Source organism: Scytonema sp. NUACC21, assembly GCF_054684315.1.
This window is the reverse complement of the sequence record NZ_BAAFZH010000103.1, coordinates 54,916-80,417: the sequence shown is the minus strand read 5'-3', so window position 1 is coordinate 80,417 and position 25,502 is coordinate 54,916. Positions and strand designations below refer to the sequence as shown.

General features: G+C 41.3%; 20 protein-coding genes and 4 pseudogenes. 8 read left to right on the top strand and 16 right to left on the bottom strand.

What is annotated here, in order from left to right; genetic code table 11:
• Positions 1-159: 159 nt before the first annotated feature.
• From ACYRY3_RS34780 to ACYRY3_RS34750, 7 genes and pseudogenes are all read right to left on the bottom strand, one after another.
• Complete coding sequence (locus ACYRY3_RS34780) at positions 160-333, bottom strand: hypothetical protein (RefSeq protein WP_460206229.1); 174 nt, start codon at positions 331-333, stop codon at positions 160-162.
• Between the two features lie 123 nt (positions 334-456).
• A complete protein-coding gene (locus ACYRY3_RS34775) occupies positions 457-633 on the bottom strand; it encodes a hypothetical protein (RefSeq protein ID WP_460206228.1) in 177 nt (58 codons plus the stop codon).
• A 471-nt stretch (positions 634-1,104) separates the two neighbouring features.
• Positions 1,105-1,233: a hypothetical protein gene (locus tag ACYRY3_RS34770; protein ID WP_460206227.1), complete on the bottom strand. Its 129-nt coding sequence runs from the start codon at positions 1,231-1,233 to the stop codon at positions 1,105-1,107.
• Complete coding sequence (locus ACYRY3_RS34765) at positions 1,227-1,421, bottom strand: hypothetical protein (RefSeq protein ID WP_460206395.1); 195 nt, start codon at positions 1,419-1,421, stop codon at positions 1,227-1,229. The genes ACYRY3_RS34770 and ACYRY3_RS34765 overlap by 7 nt, the downstream gene beginning before the upstream one ends.
• Positions 1,349-1,545: pseudogene (locus tag ACYRY3_RS34760) on the bottom strand (IS1 family transposase); the annotation flags it as partial. The pseudogene ACYRY3_RS34760 and the gene ACYRY3_RS34765, both read right to left, overlap by 73 nt.
• Positions 1,463-1,708 carry a hypothetical protein gene (locus ACYRY3_RS34755; protein ID WP_460206226.1) on the bottom strand — a complete coding sequence of 82 codons (246 nt, stop codon included), beginning with the start codon at positions 1,706-1,708 and terminating at the stop codon, positions 1,463-1,465. The pseudogene ACYRY3_RS34760 and the gene ACYRY3_RS34755, both read right to left, overlap by 83 nt.
• 262 nt (positions 1,709-1,970) lie before the next feature.
• The gene (locus ACYRY3_RS34750; protein ID WP_460206225.1) at positions 1,971-2,195 is read right to left on the bottom strand and encodes a hypothetical protein; all 225 of its coding nucleotides are present in this window, start codon (positions 2,193-2,195) and stop codon (positions 1,971-1,973) included.
• Between the two features lie 395 nt (positions 2,196-2,590).
• On the opposite strand from ACYRY3_RS34750, the gene ACYRY3_RS34745 reads away from it, so the two are divergent.
• The 4 genes from ACYRY3_RS34745 to ACYRY3_RS34730 are packed head-to-tail and all read left to right on the top strand — an operon-like array spanning position 2,591 to position 4,387.
• Complete coding sequence (locus tag ACYRY3_RS34745; protein WP_460206224.1) at positions 2,591-3,028, top strand: peptidoglycan-binding domain-containing protein; 438 nt, start codon at positions 2,591-2,593, stop codon at positions 3,026-3,028.
• A 29-nt stretch (positions 3,029-3,057) separates the two neighbouring features.
• Positions 3,058-3,498: a hypothetical protein gene (locus ACYRY3_RS34740; RefSeq protein ID WP_460206223.1), complete on the top strand. Its 441-nt coding sequence runs from the start codon at positions 3,058-3,060 to the stop codon at positions 3,496-3,498.
• Complete coding sequence (locus ACYRY3_RS34735; RefSeq protein WP_460206222.1) at positions 3,431-3,934, top strand: hypothetical protein; 504 nt, start codon at positions 3,431-3,433, stop codon at positions 3,932-3,934. Before ACYRY3_RS34740 ends, ACYRY3_RS34735 begins: the two co-directional genes overlap by 68 nt.
• A 24-nt stretch (positions 3,935-3,958) precedes the next feature.
• The gene (locus tag ACYRY3_RS34730; protein WP_460206221.1) at positions 3,959-4,387 is read left to right on the top strand and encodes a hypothetical protein; all 429 of its coding nucleotides are present in this window, start codon (positions 3,959-3,961) and stop codon (positions 4,385-4,387) included.
• A gap of 303 nt (positions 4,388-4,690) precedes the next feature.
• On the opposite strand, the gene ACYRY3_RS34725 is transcribed toward ACYRY3_RS34730, so the two are convergent.
• From ACYRY3_RS34725 to ACYRY3_RS34710, 4 genes are all read right to left on the bottom strand, one after another.
• On the bottom strand, positions 4,691-5,770 hold the full coding sequence (locus tag ACYRY3_RS34725) for a hybrid sensor histidine kinase/response regulator (protein WP_460206220.1): 1,080 nt from the start codon (positions 5,768-5,770) through the stop codon (positions 4,691-4,693).
• Positions 5,771-5,813: 43 nt separating this feature from the next.
• A complete protein-coding gene (locus tag ACYRY3_RS34720) occupies positions 5,814-8,954 on the bottom strand; it encodes an ATP-binding protein (protein WP_460206219.1) in 3,141 nt (1,046 codons plus the stop codon).
• 78 nt (positions 8,955-9,032) lie between these two features.
• Entirely contained in the window at positions 9,033-12,749 is a 3,717-nt protein-coding gene (locus tag ACYRY3_RS34715) for a WD40 domain-containing protein (RefSeq protein ID WP_460206218.1), read from the bottom strand.
• A 105-nt stretch (positions 12,750-12,854) separates the two neighbouring features.
• Positions 12,855-13,118, bottom strand: coding sequence for a hypothetical protein (locus tag ACYRY3_RS34710; protein WP_460206217.1), 264 nt, complete (start codon positions 13,116-13,118; stop codon positions 12,855-12,857).
• A 48-nt stretch (positions 13,119-13,166) separates the two neighbouring features.
• On the opposite strand from ACYRY3_RS34710, the gene ACYRY3_RS34705 reads away from it, so the two are divergent.
• Both ACYRY3_RS34705 and ACYRY3_RS34700 read left to right on the top strand, forming a co-directional pair.
• A complete protein-coding gene (locus tag ACYRY3_RS34705; protein ID WP_460206216.1) occupies positions 13,167-13,424 on the top strand; it encodes a fluoride efflux transporter FluC in 258 nt (85 codons plus the stop codon).
• Positions 13,425-13,531: 107 nt separating this feature from the next.
• The gene (locus ACYRY3_RS34700; RefSeq protein ID WP_460206215.1) at positions 13,532-14,821 is read left to right on the top strand and encodes an HhoA/HhoB/HtrA family serine endopeptidase; all 1,290 of its coding nucleotides are present in this window, start codon (positions 13,532-13,534) and stop codon (positions 14,819-14,821) included.
• Between the two features lie 127 nt (positions 14,822-14,948).
• On the opposite strand, the gene ACYRY3_RS34695 is transcribed toward ACYRY3_RS34700, so the two are convergent.
• From ACYRY3_RS34695 to ACYRY3_RS34675, 5 genes and pseudogenes are all read right to left on the bottom strand, one after another.
• Positions 14,949-16,493, bottom strand: a complete 1,545-nt coding sequence (locus tag ACYRY3_RS34695) for an ABC transporter permease (RefSeq protein WP_460206214.1) — start codon at positions 16,491-16,493, stop codon at positions 14,949-14,951.
• 57 nt (positions 16,494-16,550) lie between these two features.
• A pseudogene (locus ACYRY3_RS34690) lies at positions 16,551-16,757 on the bottom strand (DUF2808 domain-containing protein); the annotation flags it as partial.
• 45 nt (positions 16,758-16,802) lie between these two features.
• A complete protein-coding gene (locus ACYRY3_RS34685; protein ID WP_460206213.1) occupies positions 16,803-17,069 on the bottom strand; it encodes a hypothetical protein in 267 nt (88 codons plus the stop codon).
• A gap of 66 nt (positions 17,070-17,135) precedes the next feature.
• The gene (locus ACYRY3_RS34680) at positions 17,136-17,381 is read right to left on the bottom strand and encodes a DUF7219 family protein (protein WP_460206211.1); all 246 of its coding nucleotides are present in this window, start codon (positions 17,379-17,381) and stop codon (positions 17,136-17,138) included.
• A 257-nt stretch (positions 17,382-17,638) separates the two neighbouring features.
• Positions 17,639-18,075, bottom strand: a pseudogene (locus ACYRY3_RS34675) (IS982 family transposase); the annotation flags it as partial.
• A gap of 124 nt (positions 18,076-18,199) precedes the next feature.
• Between ACYRY3_RS34675 and ACYRY3_RS34670 the strand changes: the two are divergent.
• A pseudogene (locus tag ACYRY3_RS34670) lies at positions 18,200-19,184 on the top strand (sigma-70 family RNA polymerase sigma factor).
• 151 nt (positions 19,185-19,335) lie between these two features.
• Entirely contained in the window at positions 19,336-25,500 is a 6,165-nt protein-coding gene (locus ACYRY3_RS34665) for an AAA family ATPase (RefSeq protein WP_460206210.1), read from the top strand.
• Positions 25,501-25,502 lie beyond the last annotated feature (2 nt).

Genomic DNA, 25,502 nt, shown 5'->3' with positions numbered 1-25,502 from the left:
GGGGTGGTGGGCTTTAGCCCTACCTACGTAACAATAAGCTTTTGGGCCTATTATTTTCGCTTGGGAAACGGTGGTGCAAGATACAAGATATGAGTTAAAGTTCCAAATTCAATAACAAAATCGGAACTTGCTAACAACTGTGTATACTGCTCTTTGCAATCAACCTCTTGCACCTGTCACATAAGCAGCTGTCAGGGGATGTTGGGGGTAGTCAAAAATTTGCTTTACCGAACCTGATTTAATCAACTGCCCAACACCCTCCTGTACCCAAAACAAAGCAACTCGATCTGCGATGCGCTTTGCTTGCGCCAGGTTATGGGTAATAACCAGCAAGGTATAGCGCTTGCGTAAACTACTCCCTTCCCGCTAGAAGATTACAGGATCGGTTTCGGTCAGAAAGTCGAAGTTAGATTTAGGCATAACGGAATATAGGACCAATGAGTTCTCAAAATTCACTTATTCGTTATCTCCGTCTAAATTCATTTTCCCTACCCATACCGCACCGTTGATCGGCTCCTTGAAAAATCCGGTTGACCAAGGACGATCCATTGGATCGGGCGCACCTTCTATTCCAAAATTTCTAGATAGCCCTGTTTGAATTGATACTAAATAAGATGTGTCTATCAAACTCATATATTTAATTGGATCGATCTAACTGGATGTAGAAACTGTGAGACAAAATACTTAAATTTATCTTCATCTGATACTTCCATCCAGACAATTCACAGTTCTGCTTCTAGACGGTTTTCTGCTAGTTCTTTAAATAAGATGGCAATGGTATAATCGTATAGATTTTGATTGCTCAGTAGTTTGGTAATTTATAGTTATTCACAATTCCCAATCTAGGTAAAAGTTTCTTCATCATAATTCAGATTCAACTTGGGGGTCAGCTGGGGTATAAGCTGACCGCTTCACAAGAGGCGGATACTGTTATATGGGGGTTGTATGGGGGTTAGCTACCGCAGACTGTACTGGTAAATCCTAGAAAGTTCCCCCAGGTTTGCGCCTTTACCCCCAACAACCATGATTTTTGTTTTATCAATGTCTTGAAAACCAAGCACATAGGAACTCATATATTTACCGATACTTTTTCGCTAACGATTCCTAATACATTTGTAACTCAACTAAAGAAGATTGTGTTTGATATAACCAATCATTTAAGCCTGCTGGTGGTTGAACTTGTTTTAAAAACTGGTACAGTAACTCGCCTTCTAAAACTTCTTCTTTCAACAAGTGTTGTTTCTCTCTAAACCAGCAATGACACGCTCGATCGCTTCATTGAGATCGCTCATCCTGACAGCGTTTTGGTTGTTCCGCGCTGCTAACAATGCAGAGTCCCACAAGAATTGAAAGTTTTTGCACTGCGAGCGCCGATTACCCAAGCTAATATACCCTCCTGAAAGTGATTTACTGCTGTCCACAGCCAAATTTTGTTTTTTTTGAACCGACGAAGGTTTCTAGTTCATCTAATTCTCCAACTTCTGGTATATCGTTGCTTGGCGGTGCATCGGGGAGTTTTTCGCCAATTTGTTTTAGCCAATAAATCGGATAGCAAATGTTTTTGTTTTAAACTGATTTCGGTCAAGCGCGAAGTTGCCATCAATAAAGGCTTGTTGTTATAGCGATCGGGAATTTTGCGCGGATCTCGGCGATCGCCCTTAAAGTCTCTGACTTTGGTGGTGCGAGCGCAAGCGGAAGTTGCTTCCACTGAATATCTACAAAAAGTTATTGAGAATTTCTGATAACGTTAATCAGCGCTCGGCTACACTCCCATCTTCTGGTTAAAGTTATCCCTTAGCGTGAGGGCAGATGCACGCACATCAATTAGAAATATAGTATCCTTAAGGAGTACTGCGTGCAGACAGCGCAACCTTTTACGTCTACTTTGTTCAAGCTAAAAGAAGGGTTTTGAGGCTCCGCCTCGATGTATGCATTCCCAGGCAGAACCTGGGAACGAGAAGTGCTGGTTATCATACTGCAATTAAGTTAGTATGGGGTGAATTTTGTGTTTTCTGATAGGCTTGACGAATAGTTGCATCAATATCTATGTGCTGGGTAATTTTTTCGGTGACATATTCCATCCATATGGGTTGTAAAGTGTAGCATCCAGATTGTTTCTCTACGAGCCATCGCCAATTTAATCCCTCTAGTGCTTCTAATAAATCGGCTGTGGAGACTGGGGGTACAATTTGCAAGCGGAGTTGTGCGATCGCTCAGTTCTTCATAAGTGTACCGGCTACCATTGTTATCGTGGAACTCACAGGAGCGTTTGACGGTTTGAAGTTTGTCCCAACCAGTAGTCGAAAGGATAACACCACGCTTGCGAACAGATTTTGAAATTAACATAGACGGCTAGAGCAAAAGTATTTCCAAGGGTTTAGGACAACGAGTGGTTTCTCGTTCTCAATTGAATATTCGCTTGAGGAAAGGTCTGTTGTGGGTGAAGAAGGTTAAGTTAGCTGTTAAGTTAGAGAAAACTTAAGAATAGATTTTTCCTTATCTTTTACTTTAACTTATCTATCTTCACCCACAAATACTTTGGTAAGGGGGAAACTCAAATTATCAAGCCTGCAATTTGAGACGTTTAAACATGATAAATTATAAAAATTCTGAAATCCGCAGCATCCTGAATGGCTTGGGTTACAGAAGCCAGATCCACAGTAACGATCCCGATTTTCCCATTTCTCAGGATGAGTCAGAATTAACTGATGAGCCGACACGAAAAGCAGTTATGAAGTTTCAAGTGGATTGCAATCTCAGGGTGGATGGTGTTGTGAGTTCACAAACAATTGCGAAAATGCAGGAAGAAATTAACACTCTCCACTACAAGTTGAATCAGGTCGTGGGAACAAAGATCCCTCTTAATCAACCATTTTACGGACGCCACACTATTAATGCAGTTCAGCAGTTTCAAAGAAGGTACATCATTACAATTGATGGTCTTGCTAGTTTTCCACTCCGTGAGGAACTTTTTGAATCTTTACAAGATAATATGCAGGATATCACAGCAGATTCTGTAATTATTTGAGCATTTATAAGGTAAAAAAAGGAGCAACTATGAAAGCAATCTTGAAAAGTGTATTTTTAACTGGTTTGGTAATGACAGGTATTGCAAGTACATCTTTGTTTGCTGTTAAGCCTGTATTTGCTCAAGAGGAAGGGGGTTATGACCTCATAGCACCTACAGGCGTTGTTATTAAAGCGGTAAGTACTGGCGATCGCCCTGTCTATTTAGATGCCAATCGGAGCTACGAATATCACTTACGAGTTCCCAGAGGTACATATTTTGGTAATACTTATATTCCTGCTGGTGCAATTATTGAAGGAAAGTTTGAGCCTGCTCGTGGAGGTTTGCGCTATGTAGCTAATTCAGTCAGCTTTGATGATATGACTTACGGGCTTAACGCATCTTCCGATTTAATCGAAGGATATGGCAGTACTAGCAGGAACCCTGTTGCTAAAGATACGGGAATTGGCGCAACAAAATCCGGCTGCTAAAAAGCTGGGGTTAACGGGTGATTACATTGGGGTTGGTATTAACCCTGGTGTGACTGGTGGCGGACATAGTGATGATAAGGCAGATTTAGGAGGTGATGTTACTGCACGTATCGCTATTCCAAACACGCAATTATCAGTACGTCCTTCTGCAATTATCAGCCGCCACAGTGCCGATCTTGTCCCAACAGTAACCTACGATTTGCCCGTTGCTAAAAATACTAATGTATTTGGTGGTGCTGGCTATTCTTTCGTTACAGATAAGGGTAGAGATACCCCACTGGGAAATAAAAATGCTCCTGTAATTACTGGTGGTGTGGAAACGAAAATCAGCAAAAATGTGAATGCTTATGCCGCTACCGATTTGGCTTTTAATGCTTACCAAAACAGTTCTGCGGATGCTCTGGGCTTTCAAGTAGGCGTTGGTTATAACTTTTAACTTACAAAATGGGTAATAACGATTATGAATCTTAAAGCTTTTACGACGACTGCCATCCTTGGAGTGATGACTCTAATTCCCGGTCAGGCTTTTGCAGCACAGAGTTTATCTGCACGTACATATCACCCTGGTTTTTTCCAACCTGTAGCACGGATTAACCCTCAACTTCCTATAGCAGTAAAACTTGAGAATGAGACTGGGTTGCCTTTGGATTATGGTGTGTTGGGTCAATCTGGAGACAAAGTGTTGCCCGCTGCAACTATTACTGAAATAAACAACTTCTCTTTTCCCGCAAACTTTACGGTCTATCCCGCTAATCCTTTTGAGGCACAATTAAAGTACAATGTCTCTGTTAAGGACAATATTGCTACAGTACAAATTCAGCAAAAGAGTGTGGGTGTTGGCGATCGCAGCTTTAGTGTTAATAAAACAGGGGCGATATACATTTACTAAGTACCGCTTTTCCTGAGTTTGTAACGTTTTGGTTCATAGTTGTCATGTATGTATGCCTTTGCATTGTAACTACGAACCATTTGTAAGCGGTAATTCCTCATCTTTCTCCTTTGCGCTCTAGTGGGCCTCTACAGTTCAAAAATAATTTATTTAACCGCCGAGACGCAGAGGACGCAGAGGTAAGAGGTGAGAAGGCTATTGATTGCCTGTTTCTTAGGTTACAGAAATGGGAAATCGGTTGAGTTCTGCTGTTAAAGCTGCTTGGAAAGAAGCGATCGCTCCTATTTACTTGACTATTCAAAACTATATATTTACTGTCACAATTGAACCTTGGGGATGATTATCTTGAATTGCGATCGCACCACCATGAGCTTCAGCGACCATTTTACAAAATGCGAGTCTTAGCCCAATTTGGGAAGCTCCACTTACCAAGCTTCCTACTTCATACTGTTCGAGAATCGATTGCTGTAAGTGTTTACCAATACCAATTCCTTCATCAGTAATGCTAATAACTGCTTGTTTAAGAGATTCGGCTGTGTTTGAATAGTTAACGCGAAATATAATAGTACTTTTAGAAGGAGAGGACTCAATTGCATTGGTGAGGAGATTATCTAACAAGCGCTGGAATAGATTAGCATCAATGGAAATCCAACGTCCTTGCTTTGGGAGATCGCTTTTTAATTGTATTTGCTTGGAGTTAGCGATCGCCTGAAAATTCGCTATAACGACTTCCACCAGTTCATTGAGATCTACTTCAACTCGATTCAGCACTAAGGTGTTTGATTCCATCTTCGCCAATCGCAACAACCCGTTGACGATCGCATCAATCTCCAGTCCAGCTGCATGAACCATTTCTGCACGTTCCCGGTCTTTAGGCTCTAGATTGCTTTGCAGTAGTAGGTAGCTTCCCAGTAGCAAAGTAGACATTGGTTGTCCTAAATCTTCCACCACTAACTTAGATAAATCATGGCGCAAATTTATTGTTGCTTGCAGTGCATCATACTGTTGCTTAATCCGTAACATGGAACGGACACGAGCGCGTAATTCCAACCCGTTAACAGGTTTGGTGAGAAAATCATCGGCTCCAGATTCTAAAGCACGTGCTAAATCTTCCTTGGAATTCAGTGCTGTAACTATAATAATGGGAATATGTTTCCACTGAGGATTCGCCTTAATACGACTACAAGTTTCAATCCCATCTATTTCTGGCATCATGACATCCAGTAAGATAGCATCGGGAAGAGTTGTTTCCAGACGGTTTAAAGCTTCTTTGCCACTGCTAAAGTAGTTCAGGTGGTATCCTTCACGCCGCAGCAGCAACTCAATGACCTCAAATCCGTTTGGCTCATCATCAACTACCCACACAGATTGTTTGCGTTCCATTGTTTTCACCTTTTGTTATTTGTTATTGGTTATTGGTCAAGTGTCATTTGTCATTTGTTAGTGATTTAAGATTTTTGGAAATAGCAGCGACAAGCTCTTTTAAACTGACTGGTTTTGGTATATAATCGTTCACGCCAGATGCCATGACTTGTTCCCGATCTGTTGCCATGACAAATGAGGTCAAAGCAATGATAGGAATGAGAGATGTTTCAGCATCTGCCCGTAGAAGGCGTGTAGCTTCTAACCCATCCATTTCTGGCATCTGTACATCCATTAAAATTAAATCAGGTCGTTGTGCTTTTGCTATCTCTACTGCTTCTCGTCCATTCTTAGCCAGTAAAATCTGGTAACCCTGCGCTTTTAGATATTGGCTTATGGTAAAGACGTTTGTTTCATTATCTTCTGCAAGCAGCAACAGAGGAGAGGGGGATGGGGAGTGGGGGGGAGTGGGAGATGGGATAGACAAAGTAGAACTTTCTCCCCTATCTCCGTGTCCCCCTATCCCCCTATCCCCCCCGTCCCCTACTTCTTCCCACGGAAGTGCAATTGTAAATCTACTACCAACTCCCAGTACACTTTCAACGCTTACGGTACCGTTGTGGATTTCCACAATTCGCCGAACTAACGATAATCCCAACCCTGTTCCAGCAAAGCGACGGGTATAAGAGGTTTCTAACTGAACAAAAGGTTGGAATAAGTTGGGGATGTTTTCAGGAGCAATCCCAATACCTGTATCTACTACGATAAAGTAAATCAGTTTAGCTGTTGAATCTGCTTGAACTTCGAGCCGAACTTCGCCACTATCTGGAGTAAATTTGACAGCATTGCTTAACAAGTTGATAAGTGCTTGGCGGATGCGTCGCTCATCAACTTGAATGAGTTCTATTCCTTCTGATAAGTGCAAACTCAATTGAATCTTTTTCTTAAATGCTGTCTGTTTCACAAAACTGAGGCTGTACTCACACAATCCCCGAATTGATGTTAAATCCAGTTGCAGTTTCATCTTACCAGCTTCAATTTTGGCAAGGTCGAGGATATCGTTAATCAGTTCTAGTAGATGCTTACCGCTCTTTTCTAAAGTGGTGAGAGATTTTCGCTGTTCTTCTGTCACGGGTCCGCATACTTCATCGGCTAGTGCTTCTGTAATTCCTAAAATGGCATTGAGGGGAGTTCTGAGTTCATGGCTCATATTTGCTAAAAAGCTACTTTTGGCAAGGTTGGCAACTTCAGCCGCTTCTTTTGCAGAGCGCAAAGCGGCTTCTGCAAGTTTGCGATCGTATACTTCTAGTGTCAGCGCTACAAAGTCAGCTATTGACCCAACAAAATTTTGTTCGGTCAGTTCCCATTCTCGTGGTTCAGTTCCGACGTGTTCGTGAAATACCATTCCCACAACTTCTCCTCCAATTAAAATAGGGGCATCAAGTAGGGCTATAATGTTTTCTGGTTCTAGCAGTTCATCCCTTAATTCCTGTACCCGTAGATCGTTGCGAGTGTCAGTCACGGCGATAGTGCGAGCAGTTGCGATTGCTTGAAAGTAAATCGGATGGTCTGCTGCGTTGCGTTCGCTCCCTGCGGAGTGTCTCTGCTGGCTGCGTTCGTAAAGGTTGGCACATTTTAACTGAGTCCGATCGCTATTATAAAGCCACACGCTAACTCTCTCGACTTCTAAAGCGCTGGCTGCTTTTTCTGTAATGACTTGGAATGCTGTTTCTAAATCTCCATCTGCGATCGCCTTATGATTTGCCAGTTCTGATAAGACTAAACTATGCTGTTGTAGTCGGTGCTCGTTCTTCATCCGCTCTTGAATTTCTTGCTGTAACTCTTGAGTTCGCTGTTCTACTCGCTGTTCTAACTCTTCGTTAGCAGTTGCTAAGGCGGCAAAAGATGCGCGTAATTGCTGCGCCATCTGGTTAAAAGATTCGCTCAGCACCTCGAGCTCATCAATTCCCCGTACTGTAACTGTTGGGATCGATTCCTCACGAGCAAAATCTGCTTCTGTCGCTCTAACGGCTAACTCCTTAGCAGCAAAACTTAAGCGGTGGATTGGTTTAGCTATCCTGCGGGCGGTGAGAATTCCCAGCACTGTGGCTAGTCCAAAGGCTGCAAGACAAAGTAAAATAGTAATCTGAGTGTTGCGATCGATCTGCTCCATAAAATCTTCTTCTGGAACAACTACCGCAATCAGCCAATCGACATCAAGGTTGCTTTGCAACGGTCTGATGTCTAAAAAATGCTGTTGGTTTTGAAATGGAAATTTGAGTTGCTCTAAATTCTTTATTCGGCTAAAGTTGCCAAATCTATCTACCAAATATTGAGCCGTTGCTTGAGTTAAGGAATTCTCACTTTCAGTTGCAGCAATTTGTATGACACGATTACCTTTTACTCTGTATGGCTCATTAGGTGTAGAACTTGCTACTAAACGTCCCGAACGATCTAGAATTAGAACCTGCCCCGATTTACCAACGCGGATGGAATCTAAGAATTTATCGATTTTGTCTAAGGGAATTAAGGAACTGGTTACTCCCAATAATTGATTTTGCTTGTTATATATTGGCTGCGATGCACTCACAATTAATTGGTGTTCGCTGATATCTGCAAAAATCTGACTGAAACTGAATTGTTTATTTTTAACAGCAACTTGATAGAAAGGACGCGATCGCACGTCATAGTTTTTCAATAAATTGAGAAGTCGGGCTTGTTTTCCATTTTTATAATCAACTTCATAAGTTGCTAGGTCGTAACCAGTAGATTTTCCTGCTTTTCTCAGCAAAAACTTTGTTTCATTCACCCTTTCTAGTGCCAGGAACTCGCGCTGTTCATTGCCAATAGCTAGAATAATAGTCATTGGTTCAAATAATTCTAACTGCTGTATCATGTATGGCTCCCAAGCAGAGAGATTTTCCAGATTCAGCAGACCAAAATCAATGGTATTTTGATTGATGCGAATGACTTGACTTGGTGCTAACAAATAAGTTTGTAATTTTTGCTCTACTCGAGTGGCGACTTCACGACGCAATTCGCCCGCTACGTCATTGACTGCTTTCTGTCCGTTACGAATAGATAACCAAGCAGTTAAACCCACAGCTAGCAAGATTTGTAGCAGAAACGATCCCACAAGAACGCGACTGAGGGGTGCGCTTCTTACTAAAGGAGAAAGCCAGCTTTGCAAGGGGTTGTGGTGCATTTACTTGGTTTATCCTTGAGGATGGGGGAATGGGGGACAGGGAAGAGAGTTGGATGTATGAATGTAACTTAATATCGGCTACTCAAATGCACCCAATGCTTTGAGTGTTGCTCGTTGTGCCTCTGATAAACCAGTTACACCTGTAATGTTAGTTCCTTCGTAGGGTCTTTCGGCTCTGATTGTCATAAGGCAGTCTCCAGTATTAATATCCCATAATTTGATAGTTTCATCTGCACTACTACTTGCAAGGATGTTACCTTCGGGGCTGAAGTTGATGGATAACACTTGGCTTGTATGTCCTCTTAAAGTCTTGAGGCATTGTCCGGTATTGACTGCCCAAAGTTTTACAGTTTGGTCTGCACTGGCACTGGCAAGGGTTTGTCCGTCTGGGCTGAAACTGACTGATAAAACATGGTTATTATGTCCTTGTAGAATTTTCAGGCACTGCCCTGTCTCTACATCCCACAATCTCACGGTTTGGTCTGCACTCCCACTCGCAAGAATGCCTCCAACGGCTCTCACTAAGGTAGGAACCGAGGGAATTGGACTAAACGCAATACACAAAACCCAGTAAGTATGTCCTTGTAGGGTTTGAAAGCACTGTCCGGTATTGACAGCCCAAAATTTTATGGTTTGGTCTGCGCTGCTACTGGCGATCGCTTGACCATCTGGGCTAAAACAGACTGAGAAAACATGTCCTTCGTGTTCTTGCAAGACTCTCAAGCATCGCCCTGTCTCGAGTTCCCACAGTCGTACAGTACAATCTGCACTGCCACTGGCTAATATTCCCCCTGCTTTTCCCTTACTGAGAGGATTAAAAGCGACTGAGAAAACTTTTTCTGTGTGTTCCTCTAAAGTCCTGAGACATTGCCCTGTTTCTACATCCCACAGCTTAATTGTTTGGTCGGCGCTACCAGTTGCTAAAATTCTCCTTGCCTCTCGATTTTCGTGAAATGCGATTGCGGAAACTTGGTTGGCGTGTCCTTGCAACACTTTCAAGCATTGCCCGGTTTCGCCATCCCACAATCTTACCAAATGGTCATTACTCCCACTGGCAAGAACGATCCCCGATTGCTCGCTTTTGTTTGAAGAAACATTAAAACATACTGAAGATATCTGGTTAGTGTATCCTTGCAATGTTTTCAAACACTGGTTTGTTTCAGTATCCCACAGCTTAACCGTTCGGTCGTCGCCTCCACTAGCAAGAACTGAACCATCGGGATTAAATTCTAGGGTTCGCACCCAATTGGTATGACCTTGCAAAACTGCTATACACTGTCCTGTAGCAGTATCCCACAGCCTAATTGTGCGATCGGCACTACCACTAGCAACAACTAACGCATCTGGGCTAAATTTAATACACAATACTTGACTGCTATGTCCGTGCAATGTTTTGAGACATTGCCCTGTTTTGATATCCCACAATTTTACAGAACCGCCTGCACTGCCAGTCACTAAAATTTCTTCCGTTCCCTGTTGGGAGGATGGAGAAAACATCATACATTGCGTTCTTTCAGTATGGTCGTACAATGTGAGAAAACATTCCCCTGTTTTTGTATCCCACAACCTGATAGGTTCTTCATGACTTGCTGTTGCCAAAATATGACCATTTGAACTCATAGCAGCGCAATTTATGGGACTCATATTATCTTGCAAACTGGTCAAGCATTGCCCTGTTTCTATATCCCAAAGGCTAGCTGTATTATCTCTTGCTTGACTGAGAAGAATTTGGCATTCATGTGTCAAAAAGATACCTAAAACTTGACTGGTATAGCGTTGCAATGTTCTGATAACTTGTCCCGTCTTCACATCCCAAAACTTAACGATTTGGTCTTGACCTCTACTGACGAGAAGGAGGTTTTCAGGATGAAAATCAATTGAGGTTATTTGACTTGTATGACCTTTTAAAGTTAATATCAACTGACCGTCTGTTGCTTGCCATAAATAAATGTCGCCTTTGTCATCGCCAGTTGCGAGAATTTCTCCGTTTGAGTTGAATGCGATCGCCAATACATTCCCAAAAATTTGTGTAAAATTAGATTTACTAAGTTCAGCGCGAGCAAAATTTACTTGATGCAAAGTGATTCCTTGAAGGTTCGCTTGCCAAATTGGTAATTCAGAAAAGTCAAAGCCTTTCAAATCAGTTTTCAGTTGACACAGTAAGTTTAAAACATTTCCACCTAAATATCCCGACTCATTCGCTGCTTGTCGGCGCTGAGAGGAAAGTATTTGAATCAACTGCATTTCAATGGCTTTTTTAGTTCCTAATTTGCGTAGCAGTTCGGCGAGTATGGGATTAATAATTAACCTAATTTGTGCATCTTTGATGTAATCTTTTGCGGTAGCTTTGAGGAGAGCGTGAGTTTGAATGAGGGGAGTAGGGGATAGGGGGTAAGGAGTAGATTCTACTTTGTCTCCTTGTCCCCATTCTCCAATTTCCTGACTAACCTGTTCAACCAACCGTTCGGTAACATACTCCATAATCGCGGGTTGCATTGTCTTCTTTTGAAAGCTTTGCTCGATAAGAGAGCGTCTCAGTAAGGATTCTAAAGCTTCTAGAAGTTGATGCTTGAGTAATTTAGGGTAAATATCATCTTCGAGTTCCACAAGTGAAACTCCTTCACGATTAATTGCCAACCAGAAAATTACACCTTTTTCTGTATGTGTTAAGCGTTCAAATTGTCGATCTAACAATAGACGAATACTGTTAAAGCTAGAAATACCTGCTTCTAGAAAAGCACTGACATCACCGCCGAACAATTCTTGAATGGTCGTCGCAACAATTTTGAGGGCTAGGGGATTTCCACTATACCGTAAAATCAATTGTTCGCTTTCTTGTTTGGATACAGAAAGCCCTTTAACACTGAGTAATTTTTGAGCTTCCAATTTCAGCCCTGCAAGTTGCAGGGTTCTTACGGGAAGTGCTTCTCCTGCTTGCATTGCGATCGCATTGGGTTTTTCTCGGCTAGTCAGTAATAAACAACTTTGGTGTGGAACTTCACCTATGTTGCGAAGCAATTCACCATAACCTTTACAATCAGCTTGAAACGTTCCTGCATAAACCCCACTTTGCATTAATGTTTCTAAATTGTCCAACACAATCAAGCAGCGATGCTCTCGGAGAAGTTCCATCAGTTTGGAAAGCTTACCACCCTTTGTTTCTGGTAGTCGATCTGTTTGTTGAGGTGATAAAAATTTCAGCAAATCGTCTAACAGATTTGTGAAAGGAGGTGCATTACGCAGACTCCGCCATATTACAAATTCAAATTGGTCTTGGATCTGCTCGGCTAACTTAGTCACCAGCGTCGTTTTGCCAATTCCACCGCTTCCGAGCAATGCTACCAACCGACAATGTTCTTTCAGAATCCATTCTTGAAGTGCAGCCAGTTCTTCCACGCGACCGCAGAAGAAGGACACGTCAACAGCTTCACCCCAGTCAGTAAGGGAGTGGGGAAGAGGGGGAGAGGGGGAAGGGTTGTCTGCTTGTGAGACTTCTTGAGTTGTGGTCCTTACGTTCAAACTTTGTCTTGCACCAGTGTAATCTTCCGGTTCCATTTGCAATCCCACTGCCTTAAACACTAAGGCAATTGAGTCTTTATCAACTCCCTGTCCGCGCAAAATTTTCCGAATTGTAGCGGGGTGCAAACCCTGACCTTCAAGCTGAGAACGGCGAACGAACTCTTGAACTGGATAGCGCTCAATTTCTAGCTGACGTATCCGGTTCTCTAACTTTGCTTGTCCTTTAGGACTGAGTACAACACCTCGACTGCGTTGTCCTACGGGCAAATCCATCATCTTAGCTCTCTGAGATTAATTATCAATATACTACTTTCGGTAGAAGATTGGCACTCTTATGTTCCCCTTTCAATCTCTCGTTCCCAGGTAAAACCTGGGAATACCTCAAGGGAGGCTCCGCCTCCTAAGATCGTTGCTGTAATAGAATGTTGCGCCACTCAAACCCATAACTGGTAGGACTAACCAAGCTGGTAAAAAGTGAGTTGTATGGACACGCCATCCACCTAAAATTCCCACCCCTGTTTTTAACAATACTGCGGCTAGCGCCAATACAAAATCAATAAGACAAGCTTGAACAATTGCCAAAGATTTGGGTTTTAAAATTTGTCGGGTAAACCTCAGCCAAAGAACTTTGCTATTTACTGACATTGTTTTAGCAATCCTTTTTATTTGTCATTTGTCACTGCAAGGGTAATTGTGCTCTACGGATCTGTTTGTTCAGCAAGCTTATACTTTTGGACTTTGGAAAAAACGATCGCTTCTCACGATCTGCGGTTACTGGTTGCAGTGGGTTTTTTAGGTTCATACACGACTTTCTCAACTTATTCTCTGGATACGATGGCACTTCTACAAACAGGGAATTACGGAACAGCGCTATTTTACTGGATGGGTAGTGCAGTACTGGGTGTTGTCTGTGTAGAACTTGGAAGCTTCTTAGCAAGGAGATTACTCTAACGACGTGAAAGCAATAATAACAAGTATTTGCCTTCAAAGAAAATCTTTCCAAGTTCTTAACTTTTTCTTTCTACAGTCAAGTTACAAGCATCAAAAATTTGAAAATTATGAATAATGTAAATAACGATACCCAACAAGAATCTCAACAAATTGATAAATTGAATGTAGGTTCAACATTAAAATCTGACAAGCCATTTTATAAGTCATGGAAAAAACCAATTGCTTATTTAGGATGCGTGCTAGTTGGTGCAGGAATTACAGTTTTTACTATGGGCTACCAACAAAATCATTTTTTGTTATCTCAGCCACCAGTTTCCAATCAACCAGCTAATGCAACGCGATCGCTTGTCAATTCATCTACACCTAACAGTTTAAATTCTATCACCTCAGTTGTAAATCAGACCGGATCTGCTGTCGTCAGAATTGATTCTACTCAAACAATAAAAAATCCTCAAGCTAGTGTTTTTAATGACCCGCTATTCCGGCAGTTTTTTGGTTCTGAATTTCCTAAAGTACCATCAAACGAAACAGTTCATGGAATTGGTTCGGGCTTCATTATTAATTCTAATGGTGAGATTTTAACGAATGCTCATGTGGTGAAAGGGGTTAAAATAGTAGCAGTTACCCTTAAAGATGGACGTACTTTTAAAGGTAAAGTTATGGGTAGCGATCCAGTAACAGATGTCGCTGTGGTTAAAATTTCGGCTGATAATTTGCCAGCCGTTTCATTAGGTGATTCCAATCAACTTCAACCCGGACAATGGGTGATTGCGATCGGGAACCCCCTTGGTTTAGATAATACCGTCACTCAAGGGATTATCAGTGCGACAGGTCGTTCTAGTTCTCAAGTAGGAATGCCAGATGAACGAGTCAACTACATACAAACTGATGCTGCTATTAATCCCGGTAATTCTGGCGGACCCTTATTAAACACTTCCGGTCAAGTCATTGGAATAAATACTGCAATTCTTAAAGATACTCAAGGTTTGGGTTTTGCAATTCCAATTAATGTAGCTAAAACAATTGCCAATCAAATCATAGCTACTGGTAAAGCCGAGCATCCTTATTTAGGTATTCAAATGCTGACGCTTACACCAGAGGTGAAACAAGAACTCAATAGCGATCCCAACTCTCCAATGAGTGTTGATGACTCTCAAGGAGTATTGGTTGTCAAAGTAATACCTTCTTCACCTGCTGCTCGTGGGGGGCTACACGCAGGGGATGTTATTGAAAAGGCAAATAACCAAACTGTTGATAACTCAGATGAGCTGCAACAGATTGTAGATAGTACTTCTGTAGGTAAAAATTTACAATTACAAATTCAGCGCCAAGGAAAAACGGTAAATGTGAATTTGCAACCAGGAGTATTACCAACAACAAATGATAGTGACCAATAACAATGAGTCGTAAAAATGATAAAAGCTTAAAAAAGAGTAAATTTTTATGAGTTATAGATTATGTTTGAACTTTTTTAAGCTAATTCTTACTTATCTCATTGGCTAATTTAAATATAGGTAATTAATGTCAAGAAAATGTAAATATTTGAAATATATAATTATAAAATAAGTAAGTTGGTTTGTAGTAGCGCTTTAGCGCATGCATCGTTACTAGAAACAGGATGGTAATATTTGATATTTCTCGCAAATCTGTTGGGACACTCATTGCACCTGCGATCGCATTAAATAAGATGTACCATTGCGCTCCAAGCGACATTAACAAAATACTTCCCCAATCCAAGCTGATATTGGCACGAATGAAGAAAAGCGTAGCAAAGGGAAAGATAAAATTTGCAGGAAATGATGCCAAAAACTGGACGACTGGTTGCAATAAACTTGCTAATTTGGGGTTAAAGCCGATAGCGACACCAGCAGGTGTCCAAATTAACGTTCCCATAACTAGGACTATTAACACTCGCCCAAGAGTTAAGAGTCCGAGTAAAAAGGTCTTAAAGATTTCGCTTAGCCCAACGGTTGCGAGAATAAAATGTACCCCAGTAACTAATAAAGCTCCAACCAGTAGCAGTAATATTAAATTGTAGATGCGATCGCTCCACTGTTGCCCAGTTGTCTCAAGCGCTTGAAACGATTCCGGCGGTGTCAAAAAAGACATAAAGCGGTTGAAAATTTCTCCAATTGGAGTAAAAAACCGACACATCAGACGCAACAATCGAGCAGCCTTAAGTAGATCCAGCAGCCAAGACTCAGTAGCCGCCGTCGCTGCGCTTTGTTCCAATCGAAACTTCTGCGCCCAAGCGTTTAGAGGACGCCAGAACAAGCGCTCGACCAACACAATGACCACGATAATAGTCAGGAACGCCCAACCCAAAGCAGATAAATCCTTTGCAGCCACTGCTGCTGCTACATAAGAGCCAATCCCAGGTAGAGTATATTTTTGATTCAATACGCTAATATTTTCGCTAACAGCAACAAAGAACCAGCCTCCACCAAAACTCATCATCGCATTCCAAAGCAGAGCGATCGTAGCATTTGGCAATTCCAATTGAGTAAACCGTTGCCAACCTGTAAATTGATAGAGAGTAGCAGCCTCATCGAGTTCGTGAGGAACCATCTTCAAAGACTGATAAAACGAGAACGTCATGTTCCATGCTTGACTTGTGAAGATAGCAAAAATAGATGCAGCCTCCAAACCTAAAAGACTACCGGGAAACAAAGCAATAAACCCCGTTACCGTAATAGAGAGAAATCCGAGTACTGGCACAGATTGTAAAATATCCAGTAACGGAACCATGATGCGTTCGGCATAACGGTTGCGAGCAGCAACATAACCGTAGACTAAAGTAAACACCGTCGAACAGAACAAGGCAATAAACATCCGTAACGTTGAACGTCCGGCATAATAAGGCAAGTAGTGTGGATCGAGACTGATACTTGGTATTGTATCGGGTGGTACAAAAGGCACTAACGTTCCTTGACTAATATAAGCAATAACACCCAATAAAACTAAAGTACCAAGAGTAACAACAACATCAGACAAACCAAAAGGAAAACGTCGTAGCGTTTCAGGAGATGGAAAAGTTTTTTGTAACATAAAATATTGGTGAAGTGTCATTTGTCATTTGTCATTTGTTACTGATTCCCGATCGCTGGTCACCAGTGACTGATTTTGTTAGCGACTAAAAAACTCTAATCGACCAAAACCTAAAAACTGTCCGTGGACTTTGCTTCCTTGAGGAAAAGCTTCAATACCAAATAAATAGGTTCCGCTTTCAGAAGAATTTTGCAAAGGTTGCAAGCCAATTGTTACACTTGAACCAGGATTTAAAGGAGATGCAAAAATAATAGAGATTGTTTGTGTTTGTTTATCGTAATTGACTTTTTCGAGAGATAAAACTTAACGCATATATGTCAATAACTGACACTATGATTCCCGTTTAGCTGGTAACTGCCACATTTTTTCCAAAGCTTGAATTTGCTGAAAGCGTGTTGCTCCAGGTATTTGTTCTCCTTCTGTCAATTTCCAAATCTGTTCTAAGTTCGTTACCTGCTGAAGTCGTCTTGAGTGTTGGTAATTTCTATACCAAACCCCAATATAAATAACACTCAAGCACAGGAGAAATAGGAAAAAAAAGTTAAGATCGCTATTCATTTTGTCAATTCTATTTTGCGTTTTATATGTTAACTGCATCTTTTTCAAACTCTTGATTTTTCAGCTCACTCATTAATGAGCGAGCGAAAGTTAAATTTCCACAATTTAAGAATCAATATCTGTACCAATTCCCAGTGCTAAATAGCTATAATCTAACTGTTTCCAAAGAGATTGAATTTGTTGGTATGCTTCTTGAGGAGAGATTTTACCAGCAGTTTCTAAATTGGAAATATAACTAACTCTTGTTGTAAATTCTTGTAAATTAGCGTTAAATGCTAGAGCTTGGGGAGTAAATTTACCATGATAGCGAAATTGAGTATAAAGAAGGTTTTGTTTATCTTGCTGTTTCATATCGCCTCCTTTGACTTGTTTGCTGTCATTTTTCGTTATCTCTAGTTTTATTCATATCTCAACGTAATAGGGTTAAGATGAGCAAGTTATAGAAAAAGTTAAGGACAACTTAGAAATTTAAGTAATCAACCACTTTCTCACCTCTTACCTCTGCGTACTCTGCGCCTCTTTGGTTAAAAAGTAATTTATTTAACTGCATATATGCGCTAACCACTGAGAAAAAGGAGCGATCGCATCACCCACTGCCAAGCGATTCATTTGACCATTAAAGGAATTAAACGATTTTTCATATTTTTTTTATTCGTTGTAATCAGTTGAAGAGTTTTCTGAAAAAGAAGTTCAAATAATTGTTGAGAAATATATCCGCGTTCTCCAAATAATTTTCCAAAGATATTTTTAGTCATTTTTGGTACGGTTTTGCGGTCATCCACGCGCTTCTGGGGTAATCATAAAAGACATAATCTCCACCAAATCATTAATGATTAAATGTAGTTTAAAACCAAAATACCAACCCAAAGAATTCTTACCCCAGTTAGCTAAACCTTTAAAAACTCGATTACGTTTTGCTCTTTGTGTCAAACAGATATCAATGGATGTGGAAGTCCCTAAAATTAATACCAGTGTTTTGAGCACGGCGTAGATGAAGATACCAGCATAGTGGTATTAACGTACTTTTCTTCAATTCTATAAAACGCAACTACTACTTTTAAAACATCTTCTTAACTTTACTCTAACTTATCCTTCTTCGCCCCCAAAAGTGGTGCTATAGGTGGAAACTAAGAACATCAAGACTTAAAAACAATCTTTCAGGAAACTATATTACTATGACTCAGACTTCCACAAACACCATGACTGCATATTTGCAACAAATTAGCCGGATTCCTTTGCTAACCCGCGATTCTGAAATTGAATATGGCAAACAAGTGCAGTTAGCGATCGCATTGTATGAAGTGAGATCTAGCTTACTCGATCGCTTAGGTCGTTTTCCAACTTATCAAGAGTGGGCTGAGCAAGTTGAAATTTCTCTTGGTAGCGATTATCCCAAAACTATTGCAAAGCTACAGCAAGCGATCGCAGCTGGCGAAACTGCGAAGCGTAAAATGATGGAGGCTAACTTGCGGTTGGTTGTTTCTATTGCCAAGAAGTATGTTAAACGTAATGTTGAACTGTTAGATCTCATTCAGGAAGGTACTATTGGGCTGCAACGGGCTATCGAAAAATTTGACCCAACTAAGGGCTATCGGTTCTCAACTTATGCTTATCTGTGGATTCGTCAAGCAATTACCCGTGCTGTTACAGAGCAAAGCCGCAGTATTCGCTTACCCGCACAAATTAATGAGAAGATAAACAAATTTAAAGCTCTTGAACGCGAACTCTCTCAGAAATTAGGACGAACTGTAACTGCAAAAGAACTGGCATATGCCTTGAAATTAAAGCCTCAACAGTTGAAAGAGTATCTCAGTTGGGAACGTCAAATACTTTCTCTCAATCAGCAAATAGGTGAGGATCGAGACACCGAACTTTCTGATGTTTTGCAAGATCCTAGCGATTTGCCAGAAGAACGGCTTCTCCAGTCTTCTTTACATGATACTCTTAGGCAGTTAATTGCAAGCTTAACTCAAGAGCAACAAATGGTTTTGACTTTACGCTACGGTTTACAGGATGGACAATCACTCAGCCCAAAAGCAGTGAGCGATCGCGACTCATATGAGTCGCGATCGCGTGTCTCGCTTGGAAGAAACAGCCATTAGGAACCTCCGCAGATATAAGGCAGATATTCAAGGTTTTTGGGCAGCAAGTTGATTTTTTTAACAATTGGTGTTGGTCGCTATTGGTTGAGTGAGGTTTTGCGTTATCATCAGTAGGTCGGTGCCAATAATCGTTATTAGTTTGTAGTCACAATGCACGTGCTCTCAGTGCTACTACGAACAGTTATTTCAAAAGCGGTACAAATATGATGTTGTTAAATGACATTACCGTTAAAGCCAAGATTTACGAAAGCGCCGATTCCCTCGTGTATCGAGGTGTTGTACAACCCGAGAATATACCAGTTATCCTCAAAGTTCTCAAGCAAGACTATCCAACCCGCTCCGCGATCGCTCGCTACAAGCAGGAATATGAGATTGCTCGCTCGTTAAATATCCCCGGAGCGATCGCAGCTTACAGCCAACAAACCTATCAAAGAACTTTGGTCATTCTTTTTGAAGATTTCGGCGGCGAGTCTTTACACAAATGGATGAAAGAATTGCCAAGTGCGTACTGTGCAATGCCTTTACTGGAATTTCTCCGCCTTGCCATACAAATAACGGAGATTCTTGGGGAAATTCATGCGGCTCATATCATTCATAAAGATATTAACCCAAGCAACATCGTTCTGAACCCAAAAACTGGAATTGTTAAAATTATAGACTTTGGCATCGCAACGGGCTTCAGCTACTCCAATCCAACATTTAAGAATCCCAATGTCATAGAAGGTACTATTCCTTATATATCGCCAGAACAAACGGGACGGATGAACCGCTTGTTGGATTACCGCACTGACTTCTACTCCTTGGGAGTCACTTGTTATCAATTGCTGACAGGACAGTTACCCTTTACAACGACAGATATGTTGGAATTGGTACATTGTCATATTGCCAAACAACCCTTACCACCTCATGAGATTCGAGGGAGAGCAGCGTGTCCAAAAGCTGTTTCTGACATTGTTATGAAGTTGATGGCAAAGAATGCGGAGGAGCGCTACCAAAGCTCTAGAGGGATCGTAGCAGATTTGGAGGAATGTAAAAGGCAACTGGAAACCACAGGTCGAATTGAAGAATTTCAATTGGGAGTTTTTGATATTTCCGATAAGTTTCAAATTCCCCAAAAACTTTACGGGCGAGAAGCGGAAATTCAAGCTTTACTAGCAGCTTTTGTGCGCGTAGCATATCCGGAGAAAGCAGAGACGCAAAGTATTGCTCCCCTACAAGACTGGGAATCCAAAATCCCAAATCCAAAATCCCAAATTGAAATGATGTTAGTTGCTGGTTACTCTGGTATGGGTAAGTCAGCCCTGGTGCAAGAAATTTATAAGCCAATTACAGAAAAGCGGGGCTATTTTATTTCGGGTAAATTTGACCAATTTAGGCGCAACATTCCCTACTCAGCAGTGGTGGCGGCTTTTGTGGGATTGGTGCGACAATTGTTGACAGAAAGCGAGTCTCACCTGCAACATTGGCGAGAACAACTCTTAACGGCTCTCGGTGGTAACGGACAAGTTATTATTGATGTCATTCCGGAAGTAGAACTTATTATAGGCAAACAGTCGCCTGTTACGGATGTGGGAGCGGCGGAAGTGCAAAATCGGTTTCATCGCGTCTTTCAAAGTTTTATTCGAGTTTTTGCTTCTAGAGAACATCCTTTGGTGATTTTCTTGGACGATTTACAGTGGGCGGACTTGGCAAGTTTGAACTTGATTGAATTGATGATGACGGATGCACAAATGCAGCATCTGTTTCTCATCGGGGCGTATCGGAATAATGAAGTAGAGACGGAATACGGTTCGGAGGCGCGTGATGGCGTGAAGACTCGCCATGGTGAGTCTCTCCATCCTTTGATGATGACGGTAGAGAAACTGAGAAAACAAGGAGCGGAGGTTAACTCCATTACTTTGGCACCTTTGACGCTAGAACCAATTGCTCAACTGATTGCTGAAACTTTACATAGTGATATCAGTACGGTGAAACCTTTTGCAGAGTTGGTTATGCGTAAAACAGGTGGTAATCCTTTCTTTGTGAATGAGTTTCTCAAAACATTGTATTTGGAAAATTTGATAATCTTCAATTATAACGCATTAACGACTACTCCACTCCCTACTCTGACTGGGGTTCGAGGGACTGCGCCTGTAATTCCTACTTTTTGGTATTGGGATTTGGCTCAGATTGAAGCTCAGGGTATCACTGATAATGTCGTCGAGTTGATGATTGGTAAGTTGAAGAAATTGCCCGATCCTACACAGCAGGTTTTACGTCTGGCGGCTTGTGTAGGGGCTGATTTTGACTTGATGACTTTATCTATTATCGGCGAAAAACCTAAAAGCGAAATCTTTCAAGATTTGGTAGCTGCTGTTCATCTGGGATTGATTTTGCCTGCTTCTGAATTCGATGAGGAACTATTAATTCAAGATTTCAAGTTTCTGCACGACCGGGTGCAACAAGCGGCATATGGTTTAATTGATGATTCTAAAAAACAAGTTTTTCATTTAAAAATTGGTCGGTTATTATTGCAAAACAGCCAGCCGGGAAGTTTACTAGATAAAATTTTTAAAATAGTAGACCATTTAAACTTAGGTGTGATAGGATTCCCGCAGAATTTATCTCAAAAGGAACGAGATGCAATTGCCCAATTAAATTTTATGGCAGGTCACAAGGCTAAAACAGCAACAGCTTATAATGCTGCTGTCAAATATTTTAATAGCGGGCGAGCGCTCTTGGACGCTGACGGTTGGCACACCAACTATGGCTTAACTTTAGCTTTATATGAATCTGCAGCAGAGGTAGAGTACTTGTGTGGCAACTTTACTGCTATGGAACAGTTGTCTTCTATTATTCACTATAACGCTAAAACAGTTTTTGATGAAGTTAAAGTTTATGATATTAAAATTCAAGCAGCTGCATCTCAAGGAAATCTAAAACAAGCCATTAAAATCGGGCTGATGGTGCTTGAAGGCTTGGGGGTGAGATTACCTGAAGAACCAAGTCTTTTGGATATTCAAATAGAACTGGAAAAAACTGCTTCACTTTTAGCTTCCAGGGAAATAACAGATTTGATTCATTTAAGGAAAATGACTCAAGCTGAACCCTTAGCTGCTATGCGAATTTTATCTAGCATAACTTCCCTAACATTTATTGCGGCTCCTAACTTATTTTTGTTGGTTTCATTATCAGAGGTGAATTTATCTATTCAATATGGTAATGCAACTTGGTCACCTCACGGTTATGTTGTCTACGGTATTGTTTTGTGTGGAATCATTGGGGATATTGAAGCTGGTTATAAATTCGGAAAATTAGCTTTAAATTTGACAAAACAATTAAATTCTCAGGAAGTGAAGGCTAAAATATACACTCCCTTTGGTGCTTCTGTCATGCATTGGAAAGAACATCTCAAGGAGTCAGTTCCACTTTTATTGGAGAGTTATCAAAGTGCAGTGGAAACAGGAAGTTTTGAATATGTAGGCTATTGTGGTTTTCATATTTCAGAACATCTCTATTTTATCGGTTGCGAGCTGGCGGGGCTAGAACAGGAAATCGCAATTTACAGTCAGGTTATCGGTCAAGTTAGGCGGGAAAGCCCTTTAAATTGGATTGCAATTCTTTGGCAATCCGTTCTGAATTTACTAGGACGGACTGAAAATCCTACCTGTTTATTTGGTGTTGCGTACAATGAGGAGCGATCGCTGTCTCGTGCTATTGAAGCGAACGATCGCAGTGAAATTCAATTCTATTATTTAAATAAGCTTATCTTAACCTATCTGTTTGGCAATTACCATCAAGCCGTAAATAATGGAATGATGGCAGAACAATATTTAGATGGTGTGACAGCACGGGTAGCTGTTGCCATATTTTATTTTTACGACTCTCTGGCACATTTAGGCGCATTTACTGAAGCTTCTCTTTCACAAAAAGAAGTTTGGATGAATCGGATTTGTTTGAATCAAGAGAAGATGCAAAAATGGGCAACTTATGCGCCAATGAATTTTCAACATAAGTATGACTTGGTAGAAGCTGAAAAAGCGCGAGTGTTGGATAAAATTCTGGAGGCTGAGGAGTTGTATGAACGAGCCATTCAAGGTGCAAGAGATAACGATTATCTTCAAGAAGAAGCGTTAGCTTATGAGCTAGCAGCGAAATTTTATCTAGCGCGTGGTAGAACAAAAATTGCTCGTGCGTATATGATAGAAGCTCACTACTGCTATAAGCGTTGGGGAGCTAAAGCGAAAGTTGCCAATTTAGAAGCTAAATACCCAGAATTATTGGCTCAATTACCATCAGCAAGTCGCACTCTGCATTCTTATATTGCAGACCAGCGCTCGAAAGATGCTTTGGATTTAGCCACTGTCATGAAAGCTTCACTCGCGATTTCAGGTGAAATGGAGTTGCAAAAGTTACTAAGTTCTTTGATGAAGATTTTGATTGAGAATGCAGGAGCGCAAACAGGTTTTCTCATTTTACGTTCTGTGAATCCGTTGGAATCTGAAGGTGAATGGGCGATTGAAGCTTCTGGTGAAGTTGATGTAAAAATGGGTGGAAAGGCTCTTGCTACGACGGTGTTGCAATCTATCCCGATTAAAAATAATTTACCCGTGTCTATTATTAATTATGTCGTTCGCACTCGGGAAAGTTTGGTTTTAAATAATGCCACTCAAGAGGGCCATTTTACTCGCGATCCTTATATTCAATTGCACCAACCTCAATCTATTTTGTGTACGCCTTTGATTAATCAAGGTCAACTCAGCGGTATTGTCTATTTGGAGAATAATCTCACAACTGGTGCTTTTAGTGCCGATCGCTTGCAAGTGATACAGTTATTATCTGGTCAGGCTGCTATTTCCATTACTAATGCCAAACTCTACGCTGAGGTTACGGAACAAAAGAGCCAATTGACACAATTTATCAATGCCATGCCTGTTGGGGTTATTGTACACGATGTGTCGGGACTAACTACCTACGCCAATCAAAAAGCTATGGAGTTGTGCAACATAAACACTTTGCCAGAAGCGAAAATCGAACAATTGGCACAAACTTATCAAGCTTATATCGCCGGAACGAACGAGTTATATCCTACAGAGTTATTGCCTACCGTGCGCTCGCTAGCAGGTGAAACAGTACAAGTGGATGATGTGGAGCTTCACCACCCCGGTAAAATTATATCTCTAGAGGTTTGCAGTACGCCGATTTTTGATGAGACAGGGAAAATTGCTCACGCGATCGCAGCTCTTCAAGACATTACCCAACGCAAACAGGCACAAAAATTGCTTGCTGATTACAACCAAACTTTAGAACAGCAGGTAGTTGAGCGCACGCTTGAGATAGAGCGCAAGCAAGAGGTACTCCAGGAACAGAAAGAACTCTTGCAAACAATTTTTAATAATATTCCCGTAATGGTAGCACTTTTTGACGCACAAAACAATATTAAATTAGTGAACCGGGAGTTAGAACGGGTTTTAGGTTGGTCTCAAAATGAGATAGACAAGATTGATTTGTTAGCAGAATGTTATCCCGACCCCGAACATCGGGCTTTGGCTTTGGAACACATAGCAACAGCTAGTGGTAAATGGCAAGACTTTCAAACCAAAGTTCGCTCTGGCTGTTATGTGGATACGTCTTGGGCAAGTATTCGGCTCTCTAACGGTATGATTATTAATATCGGTCAAGATATTACCGAGCGCAAACAAGCTGAAGTGGCTTCCATTCTGGAAGAACGCAACCGTATTGCTCGCGAAATACACGATACTCTTGCTCAAGTACTGACAGGTGTTGTTGTGCATATGGAAGCAGCAAAGGTTGTGATACCAGACGACTCCAAAGCACGAACACACATCACGCAAGCGCAAAGCTTAGCCCGTGATGGTTTGACAGAAGCAAGGCGTTCTGTTCTGGCAATTCGTCCGCCAATTTTGGAACAAGGTAGTTTGAGTCAAACTTTAGCCAGCTTGGTGAACAAACTTACTGCAGGTACGCAACTGAAAACTCAGTGTCAGATAGAAGAAGCTCCAAAAGAGTTACCGCAACAAGTGGAAACAAATTTATTACGGGTTGCACAGGAAGCGATCGTGAATACTCTTAGATACGCTCAAGCCGACGTGCTCCAAGTTGAATTGACCTTTGAATCTCAAGCAATTTGTTTGCGTATCAGAGACAACGGTCGCGGTTTTCAATCGAAACTAGAAAGTTCAAAAGGTTTTGGTCTGATGGGGATGCGAGAACGCATACAAGGATTGGGCGGTAAGTTGTCCATCACCAGCCAACCGGGAGACGGGACAGAAGTCCTTGCTGTAGTGCCTTTATATTATAAAAATAAGTTCGTAGTTGCGCTGTCTTCGCATACATCCCTGATATTAACCGATACAATAAGAGGTTAGTC

Coding starts and splice junctions, on each gene's coding strand:
- ACYRY3_RS34730 (WP_460206221.1), top strand. CDS start 3,959: ATGAATCTTAAAGCTTTTACGACGACTGCCATCCTTGGAGTGATGACT.
- ACYRY3_RS34680 (WP_460206211.1), bottom strand. CDS start 17,381: ATGAAACAGCAAGATAAACAAAACCTTCTTTATACTCAATTTCGCTAT.
- ACYRY3_RS34775 (WP_460206228.1), bottom strand. CDS start 633: ATGAGTTTGATAGACACATCTTATTTAGTATCAATTCAAACAGGGCTA.
- ACYRY3_RS34665 (WP_460206210.1), top strand. CDS start 19,336: ATGATGTTGTTAAATGACATTACCGTTAAAGCCAAGATTTACGAAAGC.
- ACYRY3_RS34745 (WP_460206224.1), top strand. CDS start 2,591: ATGATAAATTATAAAAATTCTGAAATCCGCAGCATCCTGAATGGCTTG.
- ACYRY3_RS34715 (WP_460206218.1), bottom strand. CDS start 12,749: ATGATGGATTTGCCCGTAGGACAACGCAGTCGAGGTGTTGTACTCAGT.
- ACYRY3_RS34685 (WP_460206213.1), bottom strand. CDS start 17,069: ATGCAGTTAACATATAAAACGCAAAATAGAATTGACAAAATGAATAGC.
- ACYRY3_RS34710 (WP_460206217.1), bottom strand. CDS start 13,118: ATGTCAGTAAATAGCAAAGTTCTTTGGCTGAGGTTTACCCGACAAATT.
- ACYRY3_RS34695 (WP_460206214.1), bottom strand. CDS start 16,493: ATGACACTTCACCAATATTTTATGTTACAAAAAACTTTTCCATCTCCT.
- ACYRY3_RS34725 (WP_460206220.1), bottom strand. CDS start 5,770: ATGGAACGCAAACAATCTGTGTGGGTAGTTGATGATGAGCCAAACGGA.
- ACYRY3_RS34740 (WP_460206223.1), top strand. CDS start 3,058: ATGAAAGCAATCTTGAAAAGTGTATTTTTAACTGGTTTGGTAATGACA.
- ACYRY3_RS34720 (WP_460206219.1), bottom strand. CDS start 8,954: ATGCACCACAACCCCTTGCAAAGCTGGCTTTCTCCTTTAGTAAGAAGC.
- ACYRY3_RS34735 (WP_460206222.1), top strand. CDS start 3,431: ATGGCAGTACTAGCAGGAACCCTGTTGCTAAAGATACGGGAATTGGCG.
- ACYRY3_RS34700 (WP_460206215.1), top strand. CDS start 13,532: ATGAATAATGTAAATAACGATACCCAACAAGAATCTCAACAAATTGAT.